Annotated in this window: 17 protein-coding genes; 9 read left to right on the top strand and 8 right to left on the bottom strand. The window is 71.8% G+C overall.

Annotation, left to right across the window (positions count from 1 at the left end; genetic code table 11):
* Positions 1–87 precede the first annotated feature (87 nt).
* From eccD to ACYVF6_RS08530, 7 genes are all read left to right on the top strand, one after another.
* The gene (gene eccD / locus ACYVF6_RS08560; protein WP_460518203.1) at positions 88–1,458 is read left to right on the top strand and encodes a type VII secretion integral membrane protein EccD; all 1,371 of its coding nucleotides are present in this window, start codon (positions 88–90) and stop codon (positions 1,456–1,458) included.
* A 3-nt stretch (positions 1,459–1,461) separates the two neighbouring features.
* The gene (gene eccB, locus ACYVF6_RS08555; protein WP_460518200.1) at positions 1,462–2,901 is read left to right on the top strand and encodes a type VII secretion protein EccB; all 1,440 of its coding nucleotides are present in this window, start codon (positions 1,462–1,464) and stop codon (positions 2,899–2,901) included.
* A gap of 111 nt (positions 2,902–3,012) precedes the next feature.
* Positions 3,013–3,402, top strand: coding sequence for a hypothetical protein (locus ACYVF6_RS08550; protein WP_460518196.1), 390 nt, complete (start codon positions 3,013–3,015; stop codon positions 3,400–3,402).
* A 12-nt stretch (positions 3,403–3,414) separates the two neighbouring features.
* Positions 3,415–4,629, top strand: coding sequence for a hypothetical protein (locus tag ACYVF6_RS08545; RefSeq protein WP_460518193.1), 1,215 nt, complete (start codon positions 3,415–3,417; stop codon positions 4,627–4,629).
* A gap of 158 nt (positions 4,630–4,787) precedes the next feature.
* Positions 4,788–5,753, top strand: coding sequence for a hypothetical protein (locus ACYVF6_RS08540; RefSeq protein WP_460518190.1), 966 nt, complete (start codon positions 4,788–4,790; stop codon positions 5,751–5,753).
* A gap of 89 nt (positions 5,754–5,842) precedes the next feature.
* Positions 5,843–6,946: a helix-turn-helix transcriptional regulator gene (locus tag ACYVF6_RS08535; protein WP_460518187.1), complete on the top strand. Its 1,104-nt coding sequence runs from the start codon at positions 5,843–5,845 to the stop codon at positions 6,944–6,946.
* Positions 6,943–8,610, top strand: coding sequence for a right-handed parallel beta-helix repeat-containing protein (locus ACYVF6_RS08530; RefSeq protein ID WP_460518184.1), 1,668 nt, complete (start codon positions 6,943–6,945; stop codon positions 8,608–8,610). The genes ACYVF6_RS08535 and ACYVF6_RS08530 overlap by 4 nt, the downstream gene beginning before the upstream one ends.
* On the opposite strand, the gene ACYVF6_RS08525 is transcribed toward ACYVF6_RS08530, so the two are convergent.
* From ACYVF6_RS08525 to ACYVF6_RS08515, 3 genes are read right to left on the bottom strand one after another with little or no spacing between them, the layout of a single operon-like run.
* Positions 8,607–9,938 carry a serine/threonine-protein kinase gene (locus ACYVF6_RS08525; RefSeq protein ID WP_460518181.1) on the bottom strand — a complete coding sequence of 444 codons (1,332 nt, stop codon included), beginning with the start codon at positions 9,936–9,938 and terminating at the stop codon, positions 8,607–8,609. The genes ACYVF6_RS08530 and ACYVF6_RS08525 overlap by 4 nt on opposite strands.
* A 9-nt stretch (positions 9,939–9,947) precedes the next feature.
* Complete coding sequence (locus ACYVF6_RS08520) at positions 9,948–10,505, bottom strand: hypothetical protein (protein WP_460518178.1); 558 nt, start codon at positions 10,503–10,505, stop codon at positions 9,948–9,950.
* Positions 10,502–11,113, bottom strand: a complete 612-nt coding sequence (locus ACYVF6_RS08515; RefSeq protein ID WP_460518175.1) for a hypothetical protein — start codon at positions 11,111–11,113, stop codon at positions 10,502–10,504. The genes ACYVF6_RS08520 and ACYVF6_RS08515 overlap by 4 nt, the downstream gene beginning before the upstream one ends.
* 117 nt (positions 11,114–11,230) lie before the next feature.
* On the opposite strand from ACYVF6_RS08515, the gene ACYVF6_RS08510 reads away from it, so the two are divergent.
* A complete protein-coding gene (locus ACYVF6_RS08510; protein WP_460518173.1) occupies positions 11,231–12,976 on the top strand; it encodes a serine/threonine protein kinase in 1,746 nt (581 codons plus the stop codon).
* 15 nt (positions 12,977–12,991) lie between these two features.
* Here the strand turns inward: ACYVF6_RS08510 and ACYVF6_RS08505 are convergent, their stop codons facing one another.
* The 4 genes from ACYVF6_RS08505 to ACYVF6_RS08490 are packed head-to-tail and all read right to left on the bottom strand — an operon-like array spanning position 12,992 to position 19,495.
* A complete protein-coding gene (locus ACYVF6_RS08505; RefSeq protein WP_460518171.1) occupies positions 12,992–15,046 on the bottom strand; it encodes a transglutaminase TgpA family protein in 2,055 nt (684 codons plus the stop codon).
* Positions 15,043–16,218 carry a DUF58 domain-containing protein gene (locus ACYVF6_RS08500; protein WP_460518168.1) on the bottom strand — a complete coding sequence of 392 codons (1,176 nt, stop codon included), beginning with the start codon at positions 16,216–16,218 and terminating at the stop codon, positions 15,043–15,045. Before ACYVF6_RS08500 ends, ACYVF6_RS08505 begins: the two co-directional genes overlap by 4 nt.
* The gene (locus ACYVF6_RS08495; RefSeq protein WP_460518166.1) at positions 16,215–17,228 is read right to left on the bottom strand and encodes an AAA family ATPase; all 1,014 of its coding nucleotides are present in this window, start codon (positions 17,226–17,228) and stop codon (positions 16,215–16,217) included. Before ACYVF6_RS08495 ends, ACYVF6_RS08500 begins: the two co-directional genes overlap by 4 nt.
* Positions 17,222–19,495: a fibronectin type III domain-containing protein gene (locus tag ACYVF6_RS08490; protein WP_460518164.1), complete on the bottom strand. Its 2,274-nt coding sequence runs from the start codon at positions 19,493–19,495 to the stop codon at positions 17,222–17,224. Before ACYVF6_RS08490 ends, ACYVF6_RS08495 begins: the two co-directional genes overlap by 7 nt.
* Positions 19,496–19,640: 145 nt before the next feature.
* Here ACYVF6_RS08490 and ACYVF6_RS08485 point away from each other — a divergent pair, with 145 nt between their 5' ends.
* The gene (locus ACYVF6_RS08485) at positions 19,641–20,384 is read left to right on the top strand and encodes a Pr6Pr family membrane protein (RefSeq protein WP_460518162.1); all 744 of its coding nucleotides are present in this window, start codon (positions 19,641–19,643) and stop codon (positions 20,382–20,384) included.
* A 52-nt stretch (positions 20,385–20,436) separates the two neighbouring features.
* On the opposite strand, the gene ACYVF6_RS08480 is transcribed toward ACYVF6_RS08485, so the two are convergent.
* A complete protein-coding gene (locus ACYVF6_RS08480; RefSeq protein ID WP_460518159.1) occupies positions 20,437–21,507 on the bottom strand; it encodes a LacI family DNA-binding transcriptional regulator in 1,071 nt (356 codons plus the stop codon).
* Between the last annotated feature and the right edge of the window lie 14 nt (positions 21,508–21,521).

Genomic DNA, 21,521 nt, shown 5'->3' with positions numbered 1-21,521 from the left:
GTGCGGCGCGGCCACAAGCTGACTGTCCAGGTCCTGATACTGCAAGCCGGCCGACGCCACCGTACGGCCGTGCCACGCTCGGCCGCTGTGAGCACACGTGGCCTGGTCAAGGTGACCATCGACGCACCGGAGAGACGGGTCGACCTGGCTCTGCCGGAACGGTCGACAGTGGCCGACGTCCTGCCCAGCATCCTGCGGCACGCCGGCGACGAACTGGCCGACGAAGGCGCCTTGCAGGGCGGCTGGGTACTACGCCGGCCCGACGGCGAAGCGCTGGAGACGCACAGGGACCTGGCCAGCCAGGAGGTCCGTGACGGCGAGGTGCTGCACCTCGCACCGGCGCACCAGCACTGGCCGGAGCTCGAGTACGACGACCTCGTGGACGCCATCGCCACCAGCGCCCGAACCGGTGGCCGGGAGTGGAGCCGCGCGGCGACCCGCTGGTGCGGGCTGGTGGCCGGATCGCTCGCGGTCGTCGCGGCGCTCGGCGTGCGGCTGACGTCCGGGCCGCCATGGGACGGACCATGGGACGACACTGTGGCGTTCGCGTTCGGGGCCGCCAGCTTGCTGCTGATCGTCGGCGTGGTGCTGGTCCGGGCCGGAGGCGACGCCGCCGCAGGTGCGGTGGCCGGCGGGGTCGCGGTCGGCTGTGCCGGAGTCGCCGGAGCGCTGCTGCCCGCGGACCACTATCGGCTGTCCGAGCTCGGCGCGCCACACCTCACGGCCGCCGCGGCCGCCGTGCTGCTGTTCGGCTTGGCGGGATACCTCGGGATCGCGCGGCACACCGAGGTGTTCGTGGCCGCGAGTACGGCCGCGATCCTCGCGCTCGCGGCCGGCTGGCTCGCGACCGGTCCGCTGGACACCACGCGTTCGGCCGGAGTCGTCGCCGTGGTGGCGCTGGCCCTGCTGCCGGCGGCCGCGCCGATCGCGATGCGGATCGGCCGGCTGCCGAAGCCGGTGCTGCCCAGCAGTACGGCGGATCTGCTTTCCGACGCACCTCAGCCGCCACGGCACGTGGTGTACGCGGCGGTGCTGCGCTCGGCCGCGCTCTACACCGGGATCCTCACCGGGCTCGCGACCACCCTGGCCGGTTGCCTGCTGGTGCTGGCACGGGCCGGCTCGACCGCAGGCCTCATCCTCACTGGGCTGGTCGCGGGGATCTGCCTGCTGCGTGCCCGGCTGCACCCCGTGGTGTCGCACCGGCTGAGCCTGCTGGGCGTGGGTCTCACCGGCCTGGTGCTGCTGATCCTGCTGCTGCCCGGCGGACTCGCACCGTACGTTCTGCTGGCCCTCGCGACGGCGGCCGCGTTCCTCGGCCTGTGGTACGCCGGGCACAAGCCCGGTGCCTACCTCGCGCGCTACGCCGAGCTGGCCGAGATCGTGCTGATGCTGGCCGTCGTACCAGTGCTGATGTCGGTCCTCGGCCTGTACGGATACGTACGCGGGCTCGGTGGTTAGCCGATGGCCTCCAAACGCGACCAGCTGCAGTCGTACCAGTTCGTCCTGCAGCGGATGATGCACGCGCTCGTGCTGCGCGAGACCGACCCCGAGCATCCACCGTTCCGGCGCGGCGTCATCGGCATGCTGGCCGGGATCGGGATCGCCGTGCTGGCGCTGGCCGGTGTCGCGGTCTACGGACAGATCTCGCCGGGCGGCAAGCAGTCGTGGCGGTCCGGTGACAGCGTCATCGTCGAGAAGGAGACCGGCACGCGGTACGTGTTCCGGGGCGGCGTGCTCTACCCGACGGCCAACTACGCCTCGGCACTGCTGCTGGGCGACAAGTACAGCAAGCCGGTCATGGTGGCGCAGAAGTCGTTGCTCGGTGTGCCTCGTGGCCCGCGGATCGGTATCTCCAACGCCCCGGACTCGCTGCCTGTCAAGGACAGATTGCTTGGCGGCGGTTGGTCGCTGTGCGCGCAGCCGCGGGTCGACGACTCGGGAAGCCCGGCAGTGCGGTCGGTCCTGCTGGTCGGGCGCGAGCCGGGCGCGGCCAGGCCGGTCGACGACGCGGCGCTGCTGGTGGCCGACTCCAGCGGCCGCCGTTATCTCCTCTGGCACGGGTACCGGCACGTGATCCAGGACCAGGCGACGGTCGCCGCGGCACTGGCGCTGGACTCCGAGTCGTGGCTACGGGCCGCACCCGCCTGGCTGGACGTGATCCCGTCCGGGCCCGCGCTCGGGCCGATCGACGTACCGGAAGCAGGTAAGGCGTCCAAGCTGCTCCGGCCGGGACGCACCGGTTCGTTGTACGTCGTGCAGACCTCGACCGGGCAGGGGCAGTACTACCTCCTGCTGCGCGACCGGTTGCTGCCGATCAGCTCGCTGCGGTACGACATCCAGCGCAGCGCGCCGGTGACCCGGCAGGCCTATCCGGGCGTGCTGCCGGAGGCGATACCGCTGGACGCCGCAGTCGTCGCGCGGGTATCCGGCGGAGTCACCGCACAAGGGGGAGTCGCGTCGCAGGCGGACTCGGACCTGCCATCGACCCGTCCGTCGTTCGTGCAGCCGCCGTCGTCGACGGCCTCGGTGTGCGCCCGGTTCACAAGCAGCGGCTTCCGTCCGGCGTTGACGATCGCCGGCACGTTGCCGACCGCGGGAAAGGCCGGCGCCACGACCGGGCGCGGGCCAGGCGGCCTGCCGCTGGCCGATGTGGTCGTCGTGCCTCCCGGGCACGGTGCAGTCGTGGAGTCGATGGCCGCACCTGGCCAGCCGGCCGGCTCTGGAGCGTTGTCGTTCGTGAGCGACCTGGGCAGGCGGTACCAGCTGGCCAACCGCGACGTGCTCGGCGTACTCGGCTACGACCAGCCGCCGACCGTCCGGCTGCCGGCTGAGCTGGTCAGCCGGATCCCGGCCGGCGATCCGCTGGATCCACAGGCCGCGACGCGACCGCTGGGGCCGTAGAGCCCCACGAAAGTGGCCGCTCCGCGCCGTCTGCTGGCCTGATGTGGTCGGCCCGCGTGGCCGCGGACGCATTCCTGATTTGGTGCAGACGACGTTTCTCGAGGAGGAAGCATGGCCGGACTACCGATCCTGACAGTGATGCCTGAGGAGCTGCGCCAGTTCGTCGCCCTCGTGTCGCCGGAGACCATCGCCCAGGTTCCCGTCAACGTGGGAGCGACTCCGCTGCTGTCTGGGCCGATGCCCGAGAGCATTTCGCCGGACGCTCACGTCAGAGCGTGCACGGCGCAGACGGTCACGGTCGCGTCGAGCGCCGTCACTGGGATCGGAACGCTGGTCGAGGCCGCGCTCTCGTTCGCCAGCTCGTTCGAGACAACCGACCTTACCAACGCGGCCGCGCAGGAGAAAGTGGCCGACCCTCTCACGTCGTCCGCACGCAACTGCTGGCAACGCGACCCCTTGGCAACTGACGCCGATTCCCCGGCACAGGCTGAAAAAGGCTGACAGGAGCACATCATGGGTGCCTACTTCGGTATGGAACTGAACGCGATGGCGACGATGCTCTACGGCCAGCGCGCGGAGCCCTGGCACGCGAGCGCCGACATCTGGGGCTCGGCCTGCCAGCACCTGCTGTCCACTCACGGCGACCTCGGTGCGGCGAACGCGGTCATCAAGACCTGGCCACTGAGCGTCGGCTCGGTATCCCAGGCCGCGTTCAGTGGTCAGGTGATCGGAAGCCTGGCGACCCTCGCCGAGTGGTCGGCCTACACCGGTGCGATGTCAGCCGCGCTGCGGCTCGGTGGAACGGCCATCTACGCGGCTCAGGCGGTCATGCCGATGTTGCAGAGCGGCTATGACACCGCGATGGCGCTGAGCACGGTGCCGATCATCGGGCCGTTCGCCGCCCAGGCCGCGATGGCCATTCAGGCCACGGGCGCGGGCATGATGGAGGCGGTCGGCGGGGTCATGCAGGCACCCACGGCCGTACCATCTCCGGCGCAAGGCTGGCAGGGGCCCGGCGGTGGAGGGTCGATGCCCGCGTCGCCGGTGCCCGCGGTTCCGGCCGGCGACGTCCTGGGCGCGGCCGACAAGCTCGCGGGCCTCTTCGAGAAGAGCGCCTCACTCGCACAGACCGTGATGGGCCTGGCCCAGTCGGCGAACACCGGCAACCTGGACGATCTCGGCGACCTGGACCTTCCCAGTCTGGCCGGCGACACCTCCACTGGAGCACCGGTGCTCGGCTCCGCGCTGACCGGGAACGCGGCGTCGGCCGGCGGCGTGCCGGGCACGCTGGTCGCCGGCGGGAGTGCGCTCGGCACGCTCGCCGGCGCGGCCGTGTCGCGAGGCGTGGCCGGGCAGGTCGCCGCCGGCGTCCCGGGCGCCCGGATCGGCGTCGGCACCGAACCCGCGCTGGCCGGAAGCACCGCCCGGGCCGCCGCGACCGGTGTGGCGAGGGCCACACCCGCGATCGCGCCGCCTCTGTCATCCGCCGGTGGCGGTGGTGGTGGCACGGAGATCCGGCCCGGTGGCCGGTCCGGCCGCGACGGCGCCGGCGACACGCAGGAGGAGAGGCTGCGGCGCAGTGGAGTGCAGCCCGGGCTGCAGGGCCGGGCGGCCCGGGAACCGGTAGAGCGGTTCACGCTGCCACCCCCACGCAGGCGCCGCGACGGCGCCGTCCTCGACGAGGAGCTCTTCGTCGCCGAGTCGAGCCACGACGAACGTCGCCACTGATCATGCCTGGCAACCCAACGAAACCAGTTAGCTCGGGCTGGGCCGCCGCGGCCGCCCAGCCCGGCGGGGGCGCCGTTCCGGCCGAAGTGACCGCGACAGTGGCGCCACCCCGGGTAGCCCTGAGCGCCCCAGCCCGAACGGCCGCGGCTCGTCCGGCGGTGGCCGCCGTCGCCCCCGCGGCCACCGCCACGAGCCCGCCCGTCGCGGCGGTACCCGCGGTTGCGGCGGCAGCCGTCACGATGCCGGTCCAGGAAAGGGCCCGGCCGGTCGCACCACCGGCCGGTGGTGCACGGGGGACCACCGGCCGGGGAAGGCCCCGACTGCTGCCTGCCCAGTTCGTGTGCTGGCAGCTCGCCATCGGACTCGTCGTCGCCTCGGCCGGCCGGCCCTGGTGGGTGCTGGTCGCGGCGACCCTTACCGCGCTCGCGCTCGTCGCGTTGACGACGACCTGGCGCCGCGACCTGTGGACGTACCAGCGAGCCGTCCTCGGCATCCGGTACGCCGTCCGCAGCCCGCGGTTCGTACCAATCGAGGCCGTTCGCGGCACGCTCGAGATCGGCGACACCGAGGCGGCGGTCATCGCCCGCCCGGACGGCCTCACAGTGCTGCTGGAGCTCGGCGCGCCCGTCGAGTTGTCCGACCTGCGCACCGAGCTGTGCTTATCCAGCCCCCGTGGCCTTCGGCCACACGGGCCTACCCCGCTCCTTCCCGCCAAGCTTCTGCTGCAGCGCGGCCGGTCCTGGGTCGCGTTGACCGCTCCTCGTACCGCCGGCCGGCACCAGGACGCCGAGCTGGAGTTGCTGCTGGCCAACGCCGTACGGCGGCTGGTCAAACGGCTGCCGACCGTACCACTGGCCGCTGACGAACTGCTCGACGTCCTGGCCAGATTCACGTCGAAGCATGCCCGCGAGGAGTGGAACGGGCTCCGGCTCTGGACCGGGCACTACCGCGTCTACGCGATCCGGCCCGACCTCTCCGACATCCCTCGTGGCACGGTCACCATCACGCTGTCCACCGAGCTCGACCAGGCCCTCGCGCTGGTGCCGGCTGGTGCGCCGGCTGGACCTGGCGCCGTTCCGCTGACCGGGCGCCAGCGCTCCGCGTTCGCTCTAGCCCTGCCGTGACCTGGGCTTATATCGGGCCTGTATCGGCTGGACCGGCCAGTGGATCGCGAGCGGACCACGCCTGGGGCAGCCTCGTTCAGGGTTTCCTCATGAGCCAATCCGAAGTCGCCGAATACGCGACCGTCACCGACATTCGCACCGCCAACAGGCGGCTGAGCCATCTCGGCGTAGACGCGAAGGCGGAGCGGGTCTACCTGGCGCTGCTGGAGCGCCCGGTCTGGACACCCGCCGAGCTCGCCGACCGGCTCGGACTCGACCCGGCTGCCCTCCAGAAGGCGATCCGGCAGCTGACCGACCTGGGCCTGCTCGCTCGCGGCGGGCCGGGAGAAGTGATCCGGCCGCTGCACCCGCGGCTGGGTCTCACCGCGTTGCTCGCCGAGCGCGAAGCCGACCTCGCCCGCGTCAACCGCGACCTGGAGCGCAGCCGCGTGGCCGCGGCCGAGATCGCCGGCGAGTTCGCTCGTCGCCATCCGGCACCGGTCGACGCCAGCGGAGCGCCTGACTCGGCCGCTAGCCCCGCGGTCGCACAACGCGCCGTCGAGGGCCTGATCCGGTCGGCGACCAGCGAGGTACTGGTGAGTACGCCGGTGACGGCCTCGGTCGCGGACCCGATCGGCGGGCTCCGCGAGCTCGGCGTGGACCCGCTGGCACCGCCCGTGCGGTATCGCCTGCTGGTGCCCGACGCCGCCCGTACGCATCCGGTGTTGTCCCGGCGGCTGCACCAGCTGAACCGCAACGGTGCCCAGGTGCGTACGGCCTCGTCCGTCCCGCTGTGCGCGCTGATCGTCGACACCGCCACGGCCGCCCTGCCCGCCGACCGCGGCGGGCACGGGACGGTGAGCATCCTCAAGGTCGCAGCCGCCGTCAGCGCGCTGTCGGAACTGTTCGAGCGGATCTGGCACGCCGCGACGCCGCTTCGCCAGCCGACCGGTCCCGGCGACGTGTCGGGGCTGACCGTTCGCGAACGCGAGGTGCTGGCGCTGCTCGGCGACGGCGGCACCGACGCGTCGGCCGCCGCGCAGATCGGGGTGTCGGTGCGTACGGTCCGCCGGATGGTGTCGGAGATGATGGCGCGGCTCGGCGCCCAGAGCAGATTTCAGGCCGGGCTGAAGGCCGCCGAACGCGGCTGGGTGAGCCCGGGCCACTCCGCCGACTCCGGTGCTGGCAATTCGCTTGGGTCGGCCGCGCGATGAGAGACACCCAGATGCAGCGGACCCTGACCGTGGCGCCGGACCGGCCGGGCGCGTACGCGTCGATCGGTGCGGCCGTGCTCGATGCCCCGGACGATGCCGTCGTCACGATCGCGCCGGGCGTCTACCAGGAGACGATCGATCTCGCCGACCGCTCGGTGACGCTGCGGGCCGAAGGCCCTGCCGGAGCTGTGGTGATCGATGCTTCTGCGGCGAACACACCGGTCCTGCGTACGGCGGGAGGTCGGCTCGTGCTCCACGGCCTCACGATCCGGTCCGGCGACGCCGCGGCCGTGGTCGTCGCGGGTGGCTCGCTGCGGGCCGAGCGGTGCACACTCGCCGCCGGCTTCGGCGCGGGCCTGCTCGTCACCGGCCCTGCCAAGGCAGCGATTTCGCACTGTGTCGTCGACGGTGGCGAACACGGTCTGGTGCTGGAGGACTGCGACGCGCTGGTCGAACACACGAAGATCGGCGGCGTGGCCGCGGACGGAATCATCGTGCGGCTCGGCGCAACGGTCGTCGTGCGCGACAGCAAGCTGCCGGCGTGCGGGCGGCGCGGCGTCTACGCGTACCAGTACGCCCGGTTGACGATCGAGGGCTCGGAGGTCTCGGGCAGCGGGGAGGCCGGCATCCTGCTGGCCCACGACTCGACCGCGGTGGTGCGGCACTGCGCGGTCCGGGACGTCCGCGGTCCGGCCGTGTCGTTCGGCCGCCGCTGTGGGGGCGAAGTGGTCTCCTGCCGTTGGGAGAACACCGCCGAGCCGCCGCTCGACATCGCTGAGCCGGATCTGGTGTCCGTCACCGCCACCTTCGTGGAGGTGTGTTCGGCCGACGATGAGCCGACGGCCACGGACATCGAGTCGCTGCTCGCCGAACTGGACGCGATGGTCGGCCTGGCGAGTGTGAAGGACGAGGTGCGCAGCCTGATCGACGAGATCCAGGTCAACGAGTGGCGCCGCAAGGCAGGCTTGCCGGTCGGCAGCCTCAGCCACCACCTGGTCTTCGCCGGCGCGCCTGGCACGGGCAAGACCACCGTGGCGCGGATCTACGGCAAGCTGCTCGCCGCGCTCGGCGTACTGCCGAAAGGCCAGTTCCACGAGGTGGCCCGGCGCGACCTGGTCGGCCAGTACCTCGGCCACACCGCGGAGAAGACGTCCGTCGTCTTTCAGGACGCCATCGGCGGCGTGCTGTTCATCGACGAGGCGTACTCGTTGTCCAGAGCCGGCGCCGAGAGCGACAGCTTCGGCCAGGAGGCGATCGACACACTGGTCAAGCTGATGGAGGACCATCGCGACCAGGCCGCGGTCATCGTCGCCGGCTACAGCGACGAGATGGTCGACTTTCTGGCCGCCAACCCCGGCTTGGCGTCCCGCTTCTCCAAGACCATCGACTTCGAGAACTACTCCCCCGACGAGCTCACGCTGATCGTCCAGCGCATGGTCACCGCCCAGGAGTACGACCTCGACGCCGGCGCGTACCCACTGCTGGTCCGGCACTTCGCGAAGGTGTCGGGCGCCGCCAACTTCGGCAACGCCCGCGACGCCCGGCGGCTGTTCGACCGGGCCCGCAAGGCTCAGTCGCAGCGCCTGCGCAAGCTCGGCACCATGCCCACCATCACCGACCTGCGTACCTTGCTGATCGACGACGTGACGGCTGCGGTGTCCTAGGACCGACCACCGTACAGCGCGTAGCCGAGGCCGCCTGCGAGTAGGACCGCTGTGGTTATCAGGGCTTCGACCGCGGACATCCAGTAGCCAAGGAGCCCGGTGACGGGGACGACGGCGCAGAACGACGCAGCCATCACGGCGGCGCCGGCGACGATGCCCGACAGCGCCGCCACGACCTGTCCGGCGCGCCGGGCGGCCGAATGGACGTCCATACCGGCAAGAATGCCGAGGGAGCACGCCTCGAAGAGAAGAGCTACACATGCGCCGATGAAGACGGTGTACAGGAAGGTGCCGTCGATCTCGTCTATGTTGTCGATAGCTTCTCCGGCGGTGGTGCGGCCGGCGTCGTCGAGCACGAGGAAGACGCCGATGAGGCCGAGCGAGACGACAGCCGGTATTACACCGCGGGCGACCCAGTTCGGCATCCCCGACTTTCGTGCCCGCTGGTTCGGTCGCTTCGTTGCCGCCGCCGTGACGACTCTGGTCCTGGCAGGTGGCGCCGTCGTCATGGCCAGCGCCTCGTCGACGGTCGGGCGTCGGTTCGGGTCCTTTTCCAGGAGTCGTTCGATCAACGTGGCGAGGGGTTGACCGGCTCGCTGTGGCGGTGGTGCCTGATCGGAGATGACCGCGAACACGGTGGCCTCGAACGTGTCACGGCGAAACGGCGAAAAGCCTTCCACCAGCTCATAGAGCGTGACGCCGACGGAGAAGAGGTCGCTGGCGGGGAGCCGGCTGATCCCCTGGAAACGTTCCGGAGCCACGTAAGCCCAAGTCCCGGCGACCTGGCTACTGGCGGTGTCGTCCTCATGAGCCGCGATCCCGAAGTCGGTCAGCAGGATGTCGCCTCCGGCCGCCAGCATGACGTTCTGCGGCTTGACATCGCGGTGCACGATGCCCTTCTCGTGCGCTGCTGCCAACGCGTTCAGCAACGTGGTAGCGACCCGCATGGTCCGGCTGGCCGACAGCGGGCCGTGCCTTTCGATGTGATCCGCCAGCGAGCAGCCGTCGATCAACTGCATGACGATCCAGAGCGCGTCATGCTCGACAACCGCGTCATAGATGTCGACGACATCCGGCCGGCCTCGCAACTTCGCGGCGTTCAAGGCCTCCCGCTTGGCATGCTGCAACTGGCTGGCACGTTTCGCCGGCGAGCCAGTTGGAGACGGTCTGACCTCCTTGACCGCCACCTCGACCTGCAGCAGCTGGTCGTATGCCTTCCAGACCTGCCCGAAGCCGCCCGCACCCAGCACGCTGTCGAGCCTGTGCCGGCCACCGATCACCCAGCCCGGCTGCGCCTCCTGAACCAAAGGTGCCCCCTTCGCCGGCATACCGACTGCTCAGACCGAGACCGGATCCAAGACTGCCACGAAGCCTTCGAGCAGGGAAGGCAGTGCGCTCAGTACCAGCCCGAGCTGCTCGCCAGCTGTCGCCGGATCGCCGGAGTTCTGGTGCCTGATCGTCGCGAGGACTTCGCAGTGCGACCACAGCGACGGAGCGACCGCGCCCCACTGCCACAGCTCGAACGCCGTGGCGTCCACTGTCGCGAGGGGTTCCAGGCCGGGTACGCCGATGTGGAACCGCTCGAGGTCGTCGGGCTCGTTGCCGAGGCCGAGGAACAGCGGCGCCAGGCGGTAGCTGCGCGCGAACGACATCGGGTCGCCGACCTCGACCAGGAGGCCACGGCGTAGCAGCTCATCCATCTCCTGCGCGAAGCCGGCGGCCGCCAGCTCGCCGGCCGTCGCCGCCCGGTGGGCGAGCACCCATGCGCCGAACTCGCTCTCGGTCAGCTCCTCCCGTGAACGACCTACGCGTACTACGTGGTGGGCCGGATCCTGTTCCTCGTCGGGTACGAACGCGCCGGCACCGTGGCCGACCGGGAAGACCGTGACGCTCATCGCTTGTCCTCCTGTACCGCGAGGTCGAGGCAGGCCGCACTCGGAGCGAGCAACACGTGCAGGGCCGCCAGCACGTCGATCAAGCCACCCGGCGTCGCCTCCTCACAGGCGGCCAGCAGGTTCGGGGCGAGGTGGCTCCACAGCCACATCTCGTACAGCGTCGGCGTCATGCCGACCAGCGGCCGCTCTTTCGTACCGGCGACGAACATCGTGCGCAGCCGCGCCGAGTTGCCCAGGCCGAGGTGGAGCGGCAGCAGCCGGTGCCGCCGGGCGAAGCCGGCGGCGGCCTCCGGGCTGTCCACGTCGACCTCCACGAGCAGGCCGCGGCCGAGCAGATCGTCGACGACTCTCGCGGCGTCCTTGATCGTGCTGCCCTCGAAGACGCCCTCCATCCGGGCGCGGTCCCATGGACCGGCGTCGGAGTCCGGCTGCTCGCCAAGGCCGTGGGCGATCGACCAGACGGCGAACTCCTCAGAGCTCAGCTCGACGATCTCACGCCCGAGCCGAACCTGCTGGACGTACCGGATCTGCTGAACGTGGTCGTTCGAGTCGCCCTCGAAGTGGTATGTCCCGAGGCTGTGCCCGATCGGGAACATCAACGTGGTCACAGCAGCACCGTTCCAGTCGTACGGACCGGGCCGCGGCAGCCTGCAACATGCGGCCAGGATCTGGCCGCTGGTCACAGGGCATAGGCACCACAGGTGGAGGCACGCGAAGATGGGCCCGTGACCGACAAGGCGGGGCAGAGACCCGATCACGAGCCTGAGGTCCCGGGCTGCACGGACGTGGAGCTGGTCCGCGCCGGGATCCCTCGTACGTACCGGTGCAGGCGGCAGGGGACCGGCGAGCCGGTCACCGCGCTGGTCTATCCGGTGCGCGTCGACTCCACCACGGCCGCCGCGTTCACCGAGCAGGTGGCCGCGCTCGGCGGCATCCGCCATCCACACGTCGCTCCGGTGCTCGACTCCGGGCTCGCCGGCGGCTACCCGTACGTCATCAGCACACCGGACGCGGGCACGCTGGCCGAGCAGATCCACGGCCGCTCCCGTTCGGCTGCCGAGCTCGCGGTCCTCGGCCGGGGCGTCGCCGCGGGACTGGCCGCTCTCCATGCCGCCGGACTGGTTCACGGCAGCCTCACACCCGACACTGTGGTCTTCGCGCCGGACGGCACTCCGTTGCTGTCGGGTCTCACGCTCGGGCTCGGACAGCACACCGGGCACGCGGCGCTCAGCTCGCCCAGGCAGCTCTACCTCGCGCCCGAGACGCTCAGGGACGGCACCTCCACGGCCTCGTCGGATCTCTACGCGCTGGGCGCGGTCCTCTACACGACGGGCAGTGGGAAGCCACCGCTGGCAGCCCGGATGGGCGAGACAGCGGGTGAGCACATCCTGCGGGTACTCCACGAGCCGCCCGCCCGGCTCGACACACTGCCCGGTCCGTTCGCCGACGTGGTCGCGCGGCTGCTGGAGAAGGACCCGGCGAACCGTCCGCAGGGGGCGGAGGCAGTCCTCACGGCGCTGGGCGCGTTCCGGCCGGAGCCGGCGCCGGCCGCGTCACCCGCCGGTGGTTTGCCAGGCCCTGCCGTACGTCCGGTGCCGGCCACGCCGCCTGCCGAGCCGGCCGAGTCGCCCGCATCGCCGGCCGGCAAACCTCCGATCCCGTTGCCGCGGCCGGCCCTGATGAACCGCGGGCGGCTGCGCTCGTGGCCCACACCGCCCCCAGCGCCGCCGAACGGCGCACCACCGAACGGCGCACCACCGAACGGCGCACCACCGAACGGCGCACCGCCGAAGGGAGCACCGGCACAGGAGCAGCCGCACGAGCAAGCGACGCCTCAGCCGGATCAGCCCCAACCGGACCCGGCGTTCGCGGCCGGTGCGCAGCCAGGGCCGCACTTCGGGCCTCAGTTCCAGTCCGGGCCCGGCGCCGAGAACCACACCGGGACTCACACCGAGGCCCCTCCGTACGGTCCGGGCGCCGAGCCTCCGCATGGCGAGGGACCACCGCCCAACACCGGCACCGGACCTGAGCCGGAGCGCGACCTCTGGTGGTTGCGGAGCTGGCTGCTCGTATCGGTCAGCGCTGCCGTCGCGGCGGCCCTGATCGCCGTACTGGCGCTCGTCAGCCGGCAGGACCAGCCCGAGCCGCCGCCCGCGTCGGCCCAGCAACAGCAGCAGCAACGCCAGCCGTCCCCCACGCCCACACCGTCGACGGCCACGGTCCGGCTCAACCCGCCCGCCGACCACGACACCTACGTCGACCTGAGCTGGTCCGGCACTCCCGGGCTGAACTACGCGCTGGTCGTCGCGCAGGTGGGCAAGCCGGCCGACCTGAAGCTCGTGTACAAGCGGACGAAGTACCGCGTCCCCGTCGTTCCGGGAGTGCAGTACTGCTTCGCCGTCCAGGGAACCGACGGCATCAACACGTTCGAGACCGAGCCTCGCCCGATCCGCGACGCCCAGTGTGAGTAGGGCGGCTCCGCCCGATCAGCCGAGCAGGCTGCGTGGGCTGAACGCCATCCGCAGCCGGATCCGGAGCCGGCGCGACCACGGACCTTGGATCAGGCCGTCCCGCGCCCGGCCCACCGCGGACCACGCGAGCTCGAGGTACGGATCGGACTTCCGTCCGGACCACAGCGCCTGATCCAGGCATCCGGCCAGCTGCGTCATCGCCTGCGCCACCGCTCCCTCGGCCTCCCGGGCCAGGTCGCGGGCGGTCGCGGAAGCCGTCACCCGCGTTCCGTGGTCGCGCAGCAGGTCACGCGCCTCCGCCCACGCACCGAGCGTCCCGTGGTTTCGCCGCCGGCGCCGCCGGATCGCCTTCACTGACGGCACTCCGGCGAGCCAGGCCAGCGCCGCGACTGCCAGCAGGCCGGCCAGGCCGAGCAGCACGGTCCGCCAGGTCCGGGTCTGCCCGGCGCCATCCGTCTGCTCCGGCGGTACTTGCGGTCCGGCTTGGTGCTCGCGCTCGAGCTCCTGTGTCGAAGGCAGTTCGCGCCGTACGGTCGCGGCCGCGTCGGCCAGCCCGTCACCGCCGGAGGTCGCGGCAACCGTGCCGGTCGGGTCCAGCGGTACCCAGCCCACACCCTGCACCGCGACCTCGGGCCAGGCGAGGATGTCGCCGTTCCGCACCACGTAACGGCCGTCCGGACCCGGCTCGGCCGGCTGCCGGAACCCGACCACGAGCCGGGCCGGCAGCCCGGCCAACCGGGCCAGCACGACGTAGGAGGCCGCGAACTGCTCGGACGTGCCGCGCTTGCTCTGCAACAGGAAATGGCTCAGCTGGGCGTAGCCGTGGCCGGTCGGCAGGTCGCCGCCGGCGGCCAGCCGGTAGTGCGACCGCAGGTACTTCTCGAGCACCAGCGCCATCTGGAACGACGGCCGCAGGTCACCGGAGATCTCACGCGCCAACTGGTCGATACCCGGCGGCACGTCGCCGAGGTCGGAGTCGGCGAGCAGGTTCGAATCGACGCCAGCGGAGACGAGCTGGCCGGTGCCGACCAGCGGGTCCGCCCACGTCACCGTGTAGTGCGCGGGCCGCGTCTGGTCGGCGAGCAACGTGCCGGACGCCGGGTCGACGAGCAGCGGCGGAGCCTCGGCGACGGAAACGGTCCGGGCTTGGCTGGGCAACCACGGCAGCGACCAGCCGGCCAGCGACACCTCGGCGGCCCGCGTGGCCACAGGCACCTTGATGCGCGGATCGACCGGTAGCTCGCGGCCCAGCCGCTGGAACTTCGGATCGACAGACCAGGTGGCGCCGTCGAAGCGGTCGAGCGCGATCACCGGCCACCGGTCGACCGGAGCGGACGCCCGTACGGTGAACACGACCTGGTCCGGCGAACGCAGCCGGGCGGCGACCTCGGTCAGCGGATTGCTGAGCACCGACGGAACGTCCGGCGGGCTCGGCCGCGCGAGGTGTGCGGCGGTGCGGTCCGGCAGTCCCAGGCCCAGCGCCGTGGCGCCGGCCGCGATCGCCGCCAGCGCGGCGACCAGGCGCAGCCAGGCCGCCCGATCTCCCGGCCATCGCACCAGCACCAGGCAGCAACAGCCGACCAACGCCGCGCCGGCCAGCAGCGCGCCCGCGCCGGACACCGTGACGTACGCCTGCGAGAACCCGGCCACCACGATCGCCGGGACGAGGGCCCACACGCGGGAAACCTGGAGCAGTCGCGTGCCGAGCAGGCAGGCCAGCAGAACGAGCAGCGGGACGAACGTGACCAGCCCGGGGTCGGGCCTTGCCGGCCAGGTCGACTCGAGCGTCTGCCGCCAGCCGGTCAGAACACCGCGCCACAGGCCGGCCGGATGCGACGCCGCACCCGGAACGACAGCGGCCAGCGCGACGACTCCTCCGGCCAGCGTGAGCGGCACGCGCCACCGCGCCAGCTCGGGCCGGCGCAGGATCGTCTCCTCCACGACATACGCCACCAGCGCGACGGCGAGCACCGGCCAGAGCACCGCGCTCGTACCGAAGACCGGTGCGAACAGCGAACCGGCCACCACGCAGGCGGCGAGCACACCGACGATCGGAACCCTCTGCTTCATCCCATTCCCCCGGCCGGCCCGTCGTTCCAGGCCTGGGCGACGTTCCAGGCGTCGACCGCCGCCTCAGCGCCGGCCTCGGCGATGAAGTGCACGCCGCTGTCGGCCCGGTCCGCGCCATCGCCTGGTGCCAGGTCGAAGCAGACCACCGGCCGGTACGACGACCGGAGGTCCGGCCGCCGCATCAGCTCGCCGGCCCGGGCCCCTCCGGTCAGCACGACCAGCGCGCCGCCGTCCCGGCCGAGTGGCAACAGCAGCGAGTCCAGTACGTCGTGGTCCGGCGCCGGCGCCTGCTCGATCTCGGCGAGCTCGTCCAGCAGGTCACCGATCGACTCGACGTCGTGGTCGACGCCGCCGGTGGTCGTGAGCCGCAGCCGGTGGCCGGCCCGGGCGGAGGCGACCAGCACCGACGCCGCGACCGCGACCGCCGCCTCGAACTCGTCGGCGTCCAACGCCGAAGCGTGCGTGTCGAGCACCAGCCGGAGCCGCGGTTGGTCCGGATCGGCGTACTCCCGCACCATCAGCCGGCCCGTGCGCGCCGACGCCTTCCAGTGCACGTGCCGGACCTCGTCACCGAGGGTGTACTCACGCAGCTGCCGCAGGTCGATCGAGCCACGCAGCGGCCCGGCCGACACCGGGCCCTCGAAGTGGTGCCGTTGCCAGCTGCCGTTCGCCGGCCGCGCGGCGTGCCTGCGCGGACGCACCAGCAGCGCGGTCGTCCCGCCGATCGTCACTCGGCAGGAGGCGAGTCCCAGCGCATCGGTCCGGATCGAGGTCAGCGGACCGACCGTCAACCGGCCACGGCGGGAGGTCGGCAGCTCGTAGTGGTACGTCGCGACGCCCTCGGCCGCCAGCGACTCGACCACGACCTGCGCGTCGTGCGACCCGGCGACGTCGGCGGCGACGAACGACGGCTGCCGCCGGCCGGACTCGTTGCGGACCACGAGGCGAGCCAGTGCGGGCCGGCCGCACTCCACGCGGTCCGGGTACAGCACCCGGTGAACCGTGAGCCGCGGCCGGCGCAGCAACGTCAGGAAGCTGACGACGACCGCCGCGATGCCGGCACCCGCCAGCACGCGCAGGATCGGGTAGCCGAGCAGCTGGCCGCCGACGAGCAGCGCGATCGAACCGGTCAGCACGCCCCAGGCTCGCGGGGTGAGCCGGGTGCGCGTCATGGCACCGCGCCCAGCGTCCACTTACGATCGCGCTGCCCCGGATTGCCCGGAGCCGGAGTCTCCTCGAGCACGTCGCCGATGACGTCGGCGACCGTACGCCGGGCCAGCGCGGCGTCCGGCGTCAGCACCAGCCGGTGCGCGAGGACGGGACGCGCGACGCTCTTCACGTCGTCCGGCGTCACGAACTGCCGGCCTTCGGTGGCGGCGATCGCACGGGCGGCCCGGACCAGCGCGATGCTGCCGCGCGGGCTGGCGCCGTAGCGCACCGCGCTGTGCAGGCGGGTCGCCGCGGCCAGGCGCACGGCGTACGCCATCACGGCCTCGTCGACGAAGACGGATCGGACGGCGGCGATGACACCGCGCAGCGTGTCCGGATCGATCACCGGCTGCAGGTCGTCCGGGCCCAGGCCGGCGCCGTCGAGCGCGACGACCTCCACCTCCGCGTCGAGGTCCGGGTAGCCGATCTCGATCCGCATCAGGAACCGGTCGAGCTGGGCCTCGGGCAGCCGGTAGGTGCCCTCCATCTCGATCGGGTTCTGGGTCGCCAGCACCATGAACGGGTCGGGTACGCGATGGGTCTCGGCGTCGACCGTGGCCTGCCGCTCGGCCATCACCTCGAGCAGCGCCGACTGTGTCTTCGGCGTTCCACGGTTGACCTCGTCCGCGAGCACGACGTTGGCGAAGATGCCGCCCGGATGGAACACGAACCGGCCCTGGCCCTGGTCGTAGACCACGACGCCGGTGATGTCGCCGGGCAGCAGGTCGGGAGTGAACTGGATCCGGCTCCACTTGCCACCGATGCTTCGTGCGAGGCCGCGGGCCAGGCTGGTCTTGCCCAGCCCGGGCACGTCCTCGATCAGCAGATGACCGCCGGCGAACAGCGTGGCGATCGCGAGCCGGACGACGAGCGGCTTGCCCTTGATCACGCGCTGGACGTTCGCCGCGATCAGCTCGTACGCCTGCCGCGGGTCGAGGGCCGGTCGCTGCCCGTTCGAACCGAGCGTCACCATTGAGCGTCCTTACGGTTGGGCCGGGCACGGCGTACTCCTGTGGCTGGAACAGTCAGCGCCGGAGGGACCGGCGCGAGCCCGCCGCCGAGCAGGCCGGTAGGGGTCGCCGATGCTGTGCCGGTCTGCCCGTCGACAGTCGCACTGCTCGGCCGGTTCTTCTCGCGGGTGACCGCCTTGACGGTGAACGTCAGCGGCACGGCACTCAGGCCGGTGTAGCGCGTGCTGTTCGTGGTGACCTTGCGATCCGGCTGCCCGGTCGCGGTGACGACGTAGTGGACCAGCTCGCCGCCGTTGAGGTTCGGAGTGTTCCAGCTCAGCGAGACCGATCCGATGCCCGGTGTGGCCTTCACCGTGGGCGCGGCCGCCTGGCTGTACGGATAGACCGTGCGGGTCGCGGCCGACTTCGGTGACGTACCGGCGCCGTTCTTGGCCGTCACGCGGTAGCTCACGCCCTTGCCCAGCGTGGGTTTCAGCGTGGTGCTCGTGGAGTAGGTCGGCACGCTGGTGTTCGAGCCGTCCGAGCCGCTCACGTTGTAGCCGGACAAGGTGTAGTCGGTGCTCGGCGCCTTCCACGACACGTCGACCGAGCCGTCGGTCTTGGTGGCGGCCGCGACATCGGTCGGGGCGCTCGGCTTGGACTGCCCGCCGACTGTCACCACCTTGCTGTCCACGGCCGGCCCGGTGCCGATCCGGTTCGTCGCCGCGACAGTGAAGATGTAGTCGCAGCGGGGCGAGCAGAAGAAGGTGCCGCTCTCGAACATGGTGAACGTGGTGCTGCGCCTGATGCCGGAGACCGTCCTCGAGCCAGAGGCCGGCAGGCCGGAGACGGAGTTGCCGGGCGCGACCCGGAACCGCACGAGATAGCTCGTGACGGGTGCACCGTTCGCGCGCGCGGCGGTCCAGTTCACCGTCGCCTTCCAGCCGTCAGGTGTCGCGGAGACCGATCCAGGAGCGCCCGGCCGGGCCGCCGGCGGCGGTTTCGGCGTCTGCTTCGGCTCGGGATCCGGATCCGGGTCCTCGGTCGGGAGCGGCCAGCGGCGGCCCGGGCCGTCCGTCCGGGACGGGTCGGGCGTCTCCTGCTTGGTGGTCGGCTTCGGGCCCGGCGTGGGTGTCGTCGTCGTAGGCGTGGGGGTCGAGTCGGGCGTCGGGGCCTGCTTGGCGTCCGGCGACGTCGGCCGGTTGCTGCCGTCGGTGGCCACCTCGCTCACGCTGCCGTCGCCGTCGATCACCGTCACGACCGCACCGGTGACGTCGTCGATGTAGATCCGCCCGTCCTGGCCCGGCGTCACGCGCAGGTGGTCGTCCGCCTTCCCGCGGCCGCTCTTGTGCTTGCCGAGCCGGTGCGTCTGGACGGCCTTGCCGTCGGCGTCGAACGTACGCAGCTCTCCCCGCTCGGAGTCGACGACGGCGACCGCCGCACCCGTGGCCGCCAGCGCGTCGTAATGGCGCGGAGCCAACCGGATGGTCGTCGCCGGCGTCGTGCCGGCCGCGTCGACGAGAAGCAACCGGTCGCCGGTCAGGATCGGGATCCGGCCGCCGACGTCGGCCTGGGCCACGACGGACGTGGCCGGCAACGTCCCGTCGACGTTCATCCGGACGGGACGCCCGGCGTCGTCACCGGCCAGCTGGGTCACGGTGCGCTGGGCGAGGTTCGCGAACGCCGGCTCGCCTCCGACGGTGAGCAGGGCGCCGGCGTCGCGGGCCGGAGCGTCGAGCGGGCACTCGAGCTCCGTCGAGCCGGGAGCGAGCTGGCAGAACTTGTCCGCGCCGCGTACCCACAGCGTGCCGTCCGGTGTGGCGATCGCACTGGACACGACGCTGCCGACGGTCACGGTCTGCTGGGAGTCGCCGAGCCGCACGATCTGGCCGTGCTCGCGGTAGACGAGGTACGGCCCGCCCGGAGCTTCGATGCCGAGCGGTTCCTCGTCGATCCCGGTCTTGATGGTGCTCTTGACCGAGAGATCGGACTTGCCGAACACCGTGACCTGCCGGGGGCCCACGACGTAGCCGTTGCTGCTGCCCTGCAGCACAGGGCTGCCCGGGTCGGCCTGGACGCCGGCAACCTCCGAGTCGACGTTCTTACCGCCCCCGTCGACGCGGAACACCGTGCCGATCGTCGCGTTGTAGACCCAGTGTCCGGCCTGCTGGAACGCGACGGCGGGAGCGCCACGGCCGAACGCCGACAAGCCGATGACTGTGCCCAACACGAGTGCCGCCGCGGTCCACAGCGCGACGGGCCGACGAGCCACCCGGGCGAATCGTGTCATGGAAGTACCGTGCCTCCCGGCTGTCCAGCTGCGGTCCAGTGGCGATACATCCGGCCACGTTACGGCCGGAACCTGTCGTGGTGACACAGAGACGGCTTGCGGCGCGGCGCGGTCGGATGCATCCGTCGGGCGGGAAAATGGCGGGATGAACGAGTCCGCTGGTCTCCGCCGCTCCTCCGATCCGGTCGCACGCTGGTGTCAAGCCGGCATCGCGATCGTAATCGCAGGGTCGCTGGTGATCCAGCTCGCACTGATCTTCAACGGCGGCGCCGACGCCAACTCCGGCGACACCGGCGAGTCCGTCGGCCTCGGCGTGCGGCTGTGGCGCCTGTTCAGCTACTTCACGATCCAGAGCAACCTGATCGTGCTCGCGGCGGCCGTCGTACTCGCCTGGCGGCCCCGCCACGACGGGTGGTTCTGGCGGGTGGTGCGGCTGGACTCGCTGCTCGGCATCGTCATCACGGGCCTGGTGTACGCCATCGTGCTCGCGCCGCAGGTGCACCTCACCGGCGCCGCACTGGTGGCGACGATCGGCTTCCACTACGTCTCACCGTGGGCCGCGCTGGTCGCGTGGCTGCTGTTCGGCCCGCGGCCGCGAATGAACTGGGCCACCGTGTGGGCGGCGTTCGGCTGGCCCGTGCTCTGGCTGGTCTACACGTTCACCCACGGCGCCCTCACCGACTGGTATCCGTACCCGTTCCTCGACGTCGTCGACATCGGGCTCGGCACTGCGATCCGGAACGCATTCGTCGTGCTGGTCCTCGGCGTCCTGCTCGCGCTGGCCTTCAAGGCACTCGACGGCAAGCTGCCGATGCTGCGCGGCCTCGGCGCCAGAGACCGCGCCGAGGCGCTTCAGCGACCTAGCGCCGACAGCTCCCACAACGAGTAACCCCACGGCGTGCCGCGCTGAGTACCGGTCAGCCGGACATGCCTCCCCGGCCCTACGCCGACTCACGGACGATCAGCGACGGACGGAAGACGAGGGAGGGCGGCAGCACGCCGGGCTTCTCGATCTGCCGCAACAGCAGCCTGGCCATCTCCGCGGCCATCTCCTCCACTGGCTGCCGGACCGTCGTCAACGCCGGCTCGCAGGCTTCGGCTGCTTCGCTGTCGTCGAAGCCGATCACGGCCACGTCCTGGGGTACGCGACGGCCGTCGCGGAGGAGTACGGGTACGGCGCCCAGCGCCATCAGGTCCGAGGCGACGAACACGCCGTCGAGATCGGGGTGGTCGTCGAGCAGCCGCCGCATCGCGGCCGCACCGCCCGCGCGGGTGAAGTCGCCTTCGGTCCAGGGTGGTTCGGGCAGGCCGTGTGCGGCCAGCGCGGCGCGGAAGCCTTCGAGGCGTTCCTGCGCCGCCGGCATGTCCTGCGGCCCGGCCACCGTGCCGATCGAACGACGGCCCTGCGACACCAGCAGGTCGACGGCCAGCCGGACTCCCGTTCGGTGGTCGACCTCGACGTAGGGCAGCGTGGACGCCTGGCCCGGCCGGCCGGCGAGTACGGCGGGCAGCCCGGTGCCCGCCACCAGCCCCGGCAGCGGATCGGTGGGGTGCGAGGACATCAGCACGACCCCGTCGACGTGACCCTGACGCAGGTAGGACACGACCTGACCGCGGGAGCTCTCGTCGTCGGCCAGCATCAGCACGGTCTGGATCCCCGCCGGCCGGAGCACCTCCATCAACCCGCCGACCACCCGCCCGAAATGCGGGTCGGTGAACATCCGCCCGACGAACGGCGCGGCGACCGCCCGGCGCTCGCGTTCGGAGACCACCAGGGCGATCGAGTTGGTGCGCCTGGTCACCAGCGCGCGAGCGGCGTGGTTGGGGGCGTACCGGGTGGCCTCGATCGCCTCCTCCACCTTGCGGCGCAGCCCCGTGTCGACGGTGGGAGCCCCGTTGATGACTCGGGAGACAGTGGCCCGGGAAACTCCCGCCACCCGGGCCACATCCTCGAGAGTCGCCGGGCGTCCCGGCTGCGGATCCGGCTGTGGCGCGTCGAGAGAGCGCTCCATCCGCACAGCGTAGC

The sequence above is a fragment of the Flindersiella endophytica genome (assembly GCF_054779015.1).
This window is presented reverse-complemented; position numbering and strand designations above follow the sequence as displayed.

Excerpts from the sequence above, each read along its gene's own strand:
- eccB (WP_460518200.1), top strand. The coding sequence starts at position 1,462 with ATGGCCTCCAAACGCGACCAGCTGCAGTCGTACCAGTTCGTCCTGCAG.
- ACYVF6_RS08550 (WP_460518196.1), top strand. The coding sequence starts at position 3,013 with ATGGCCGGACTACCGATCCTGACAGTGATGCCTGAGGAGCTGCGCCAG.
- ACYVF6_RS08545 (WP_460518193.1), top strand. The coding sequence starts at position 3,415 with ATGGGTGCCTACTTCGGTATGGAACTGAACGCGATGGCGACGATGCTC.
- ACYVF6_RS08535 (WP_460518187.1), top strand. The coding sequence starts at position 5,843 with ATGAGCCAATCCGAAGTCGCCGAATACGCGACCGTCACCGACATTCGC.
- ACYVF6_RS08530 (WP_460518184.1), top strand. The coding sequence starts at position 6,943 with ATGAGAGACACCCAGATGCAGCGGACCCTGACCGTGGCGCCGGACCGG.
- ACYVF6_RS08525 (WP_460518181.1), bottom strand. The coding sequence starts at position 9,938 with ATGCCGGCGAAGGGGGCACCTTTGGTTCAGGAGGCGCAGCCGGGCTGG.
- ACYVF6_RS08520 (WP_460518178.1), bottom strand. The coding sequence starts at position 10,505 with ATGAGCGTCACGGTCTTCCCGGTCGGCCACGGTGCCGGCGCGTTCGTA.
- ACYVF6_RS08505 (WP_460518171.1), bottom strand. The coding sequence starts at position 15,046 with ATGAAGCAGAGGGTTCCGATCGTCGGTGTGCTCGCCGCCTGCGTGGTG.
- ACYVF6_RS08500 (WP_460518168.1), bottom strand. The coding sequence starts at position 16,218 with ATGACGCGCACCCGGCTCACCCCGCGAGCCTGGGGCGTGCTGACCGGT.
- ACYVF6_RS08495 (WP_460518166.1), bottom strand. The coding sequence starts at position 17,228 with ATGGTGACGCTCGGTTCGAACGGGCAGCGACCGGCCCTCGACCCGCGG.
- ACYVF6_RS08490 (WP_460518164.1), bottom strand. The coding sequence starts at position 19,495 with ATGACACGATTCGCCCGGGTGGCTCGTCGGCCCGTCGCGCTGTGGACC.
- ACYVF6_RS08485 (WP_460518162.1), top strand. The coding sequence starts at position 19,641 with ATGAACGAGTCCGCTGGTCTCCGCCGCTCCTCCGATCCGGTCGCACGC.
- ACYVF6_RS08480 (WP_460518159.1), bottom strand. The coding sequence starts at position 21,507 with ATGGAGCGCTCTCTCGACGCGCCACAGCCGGATCCGCAGCCGGGACGC.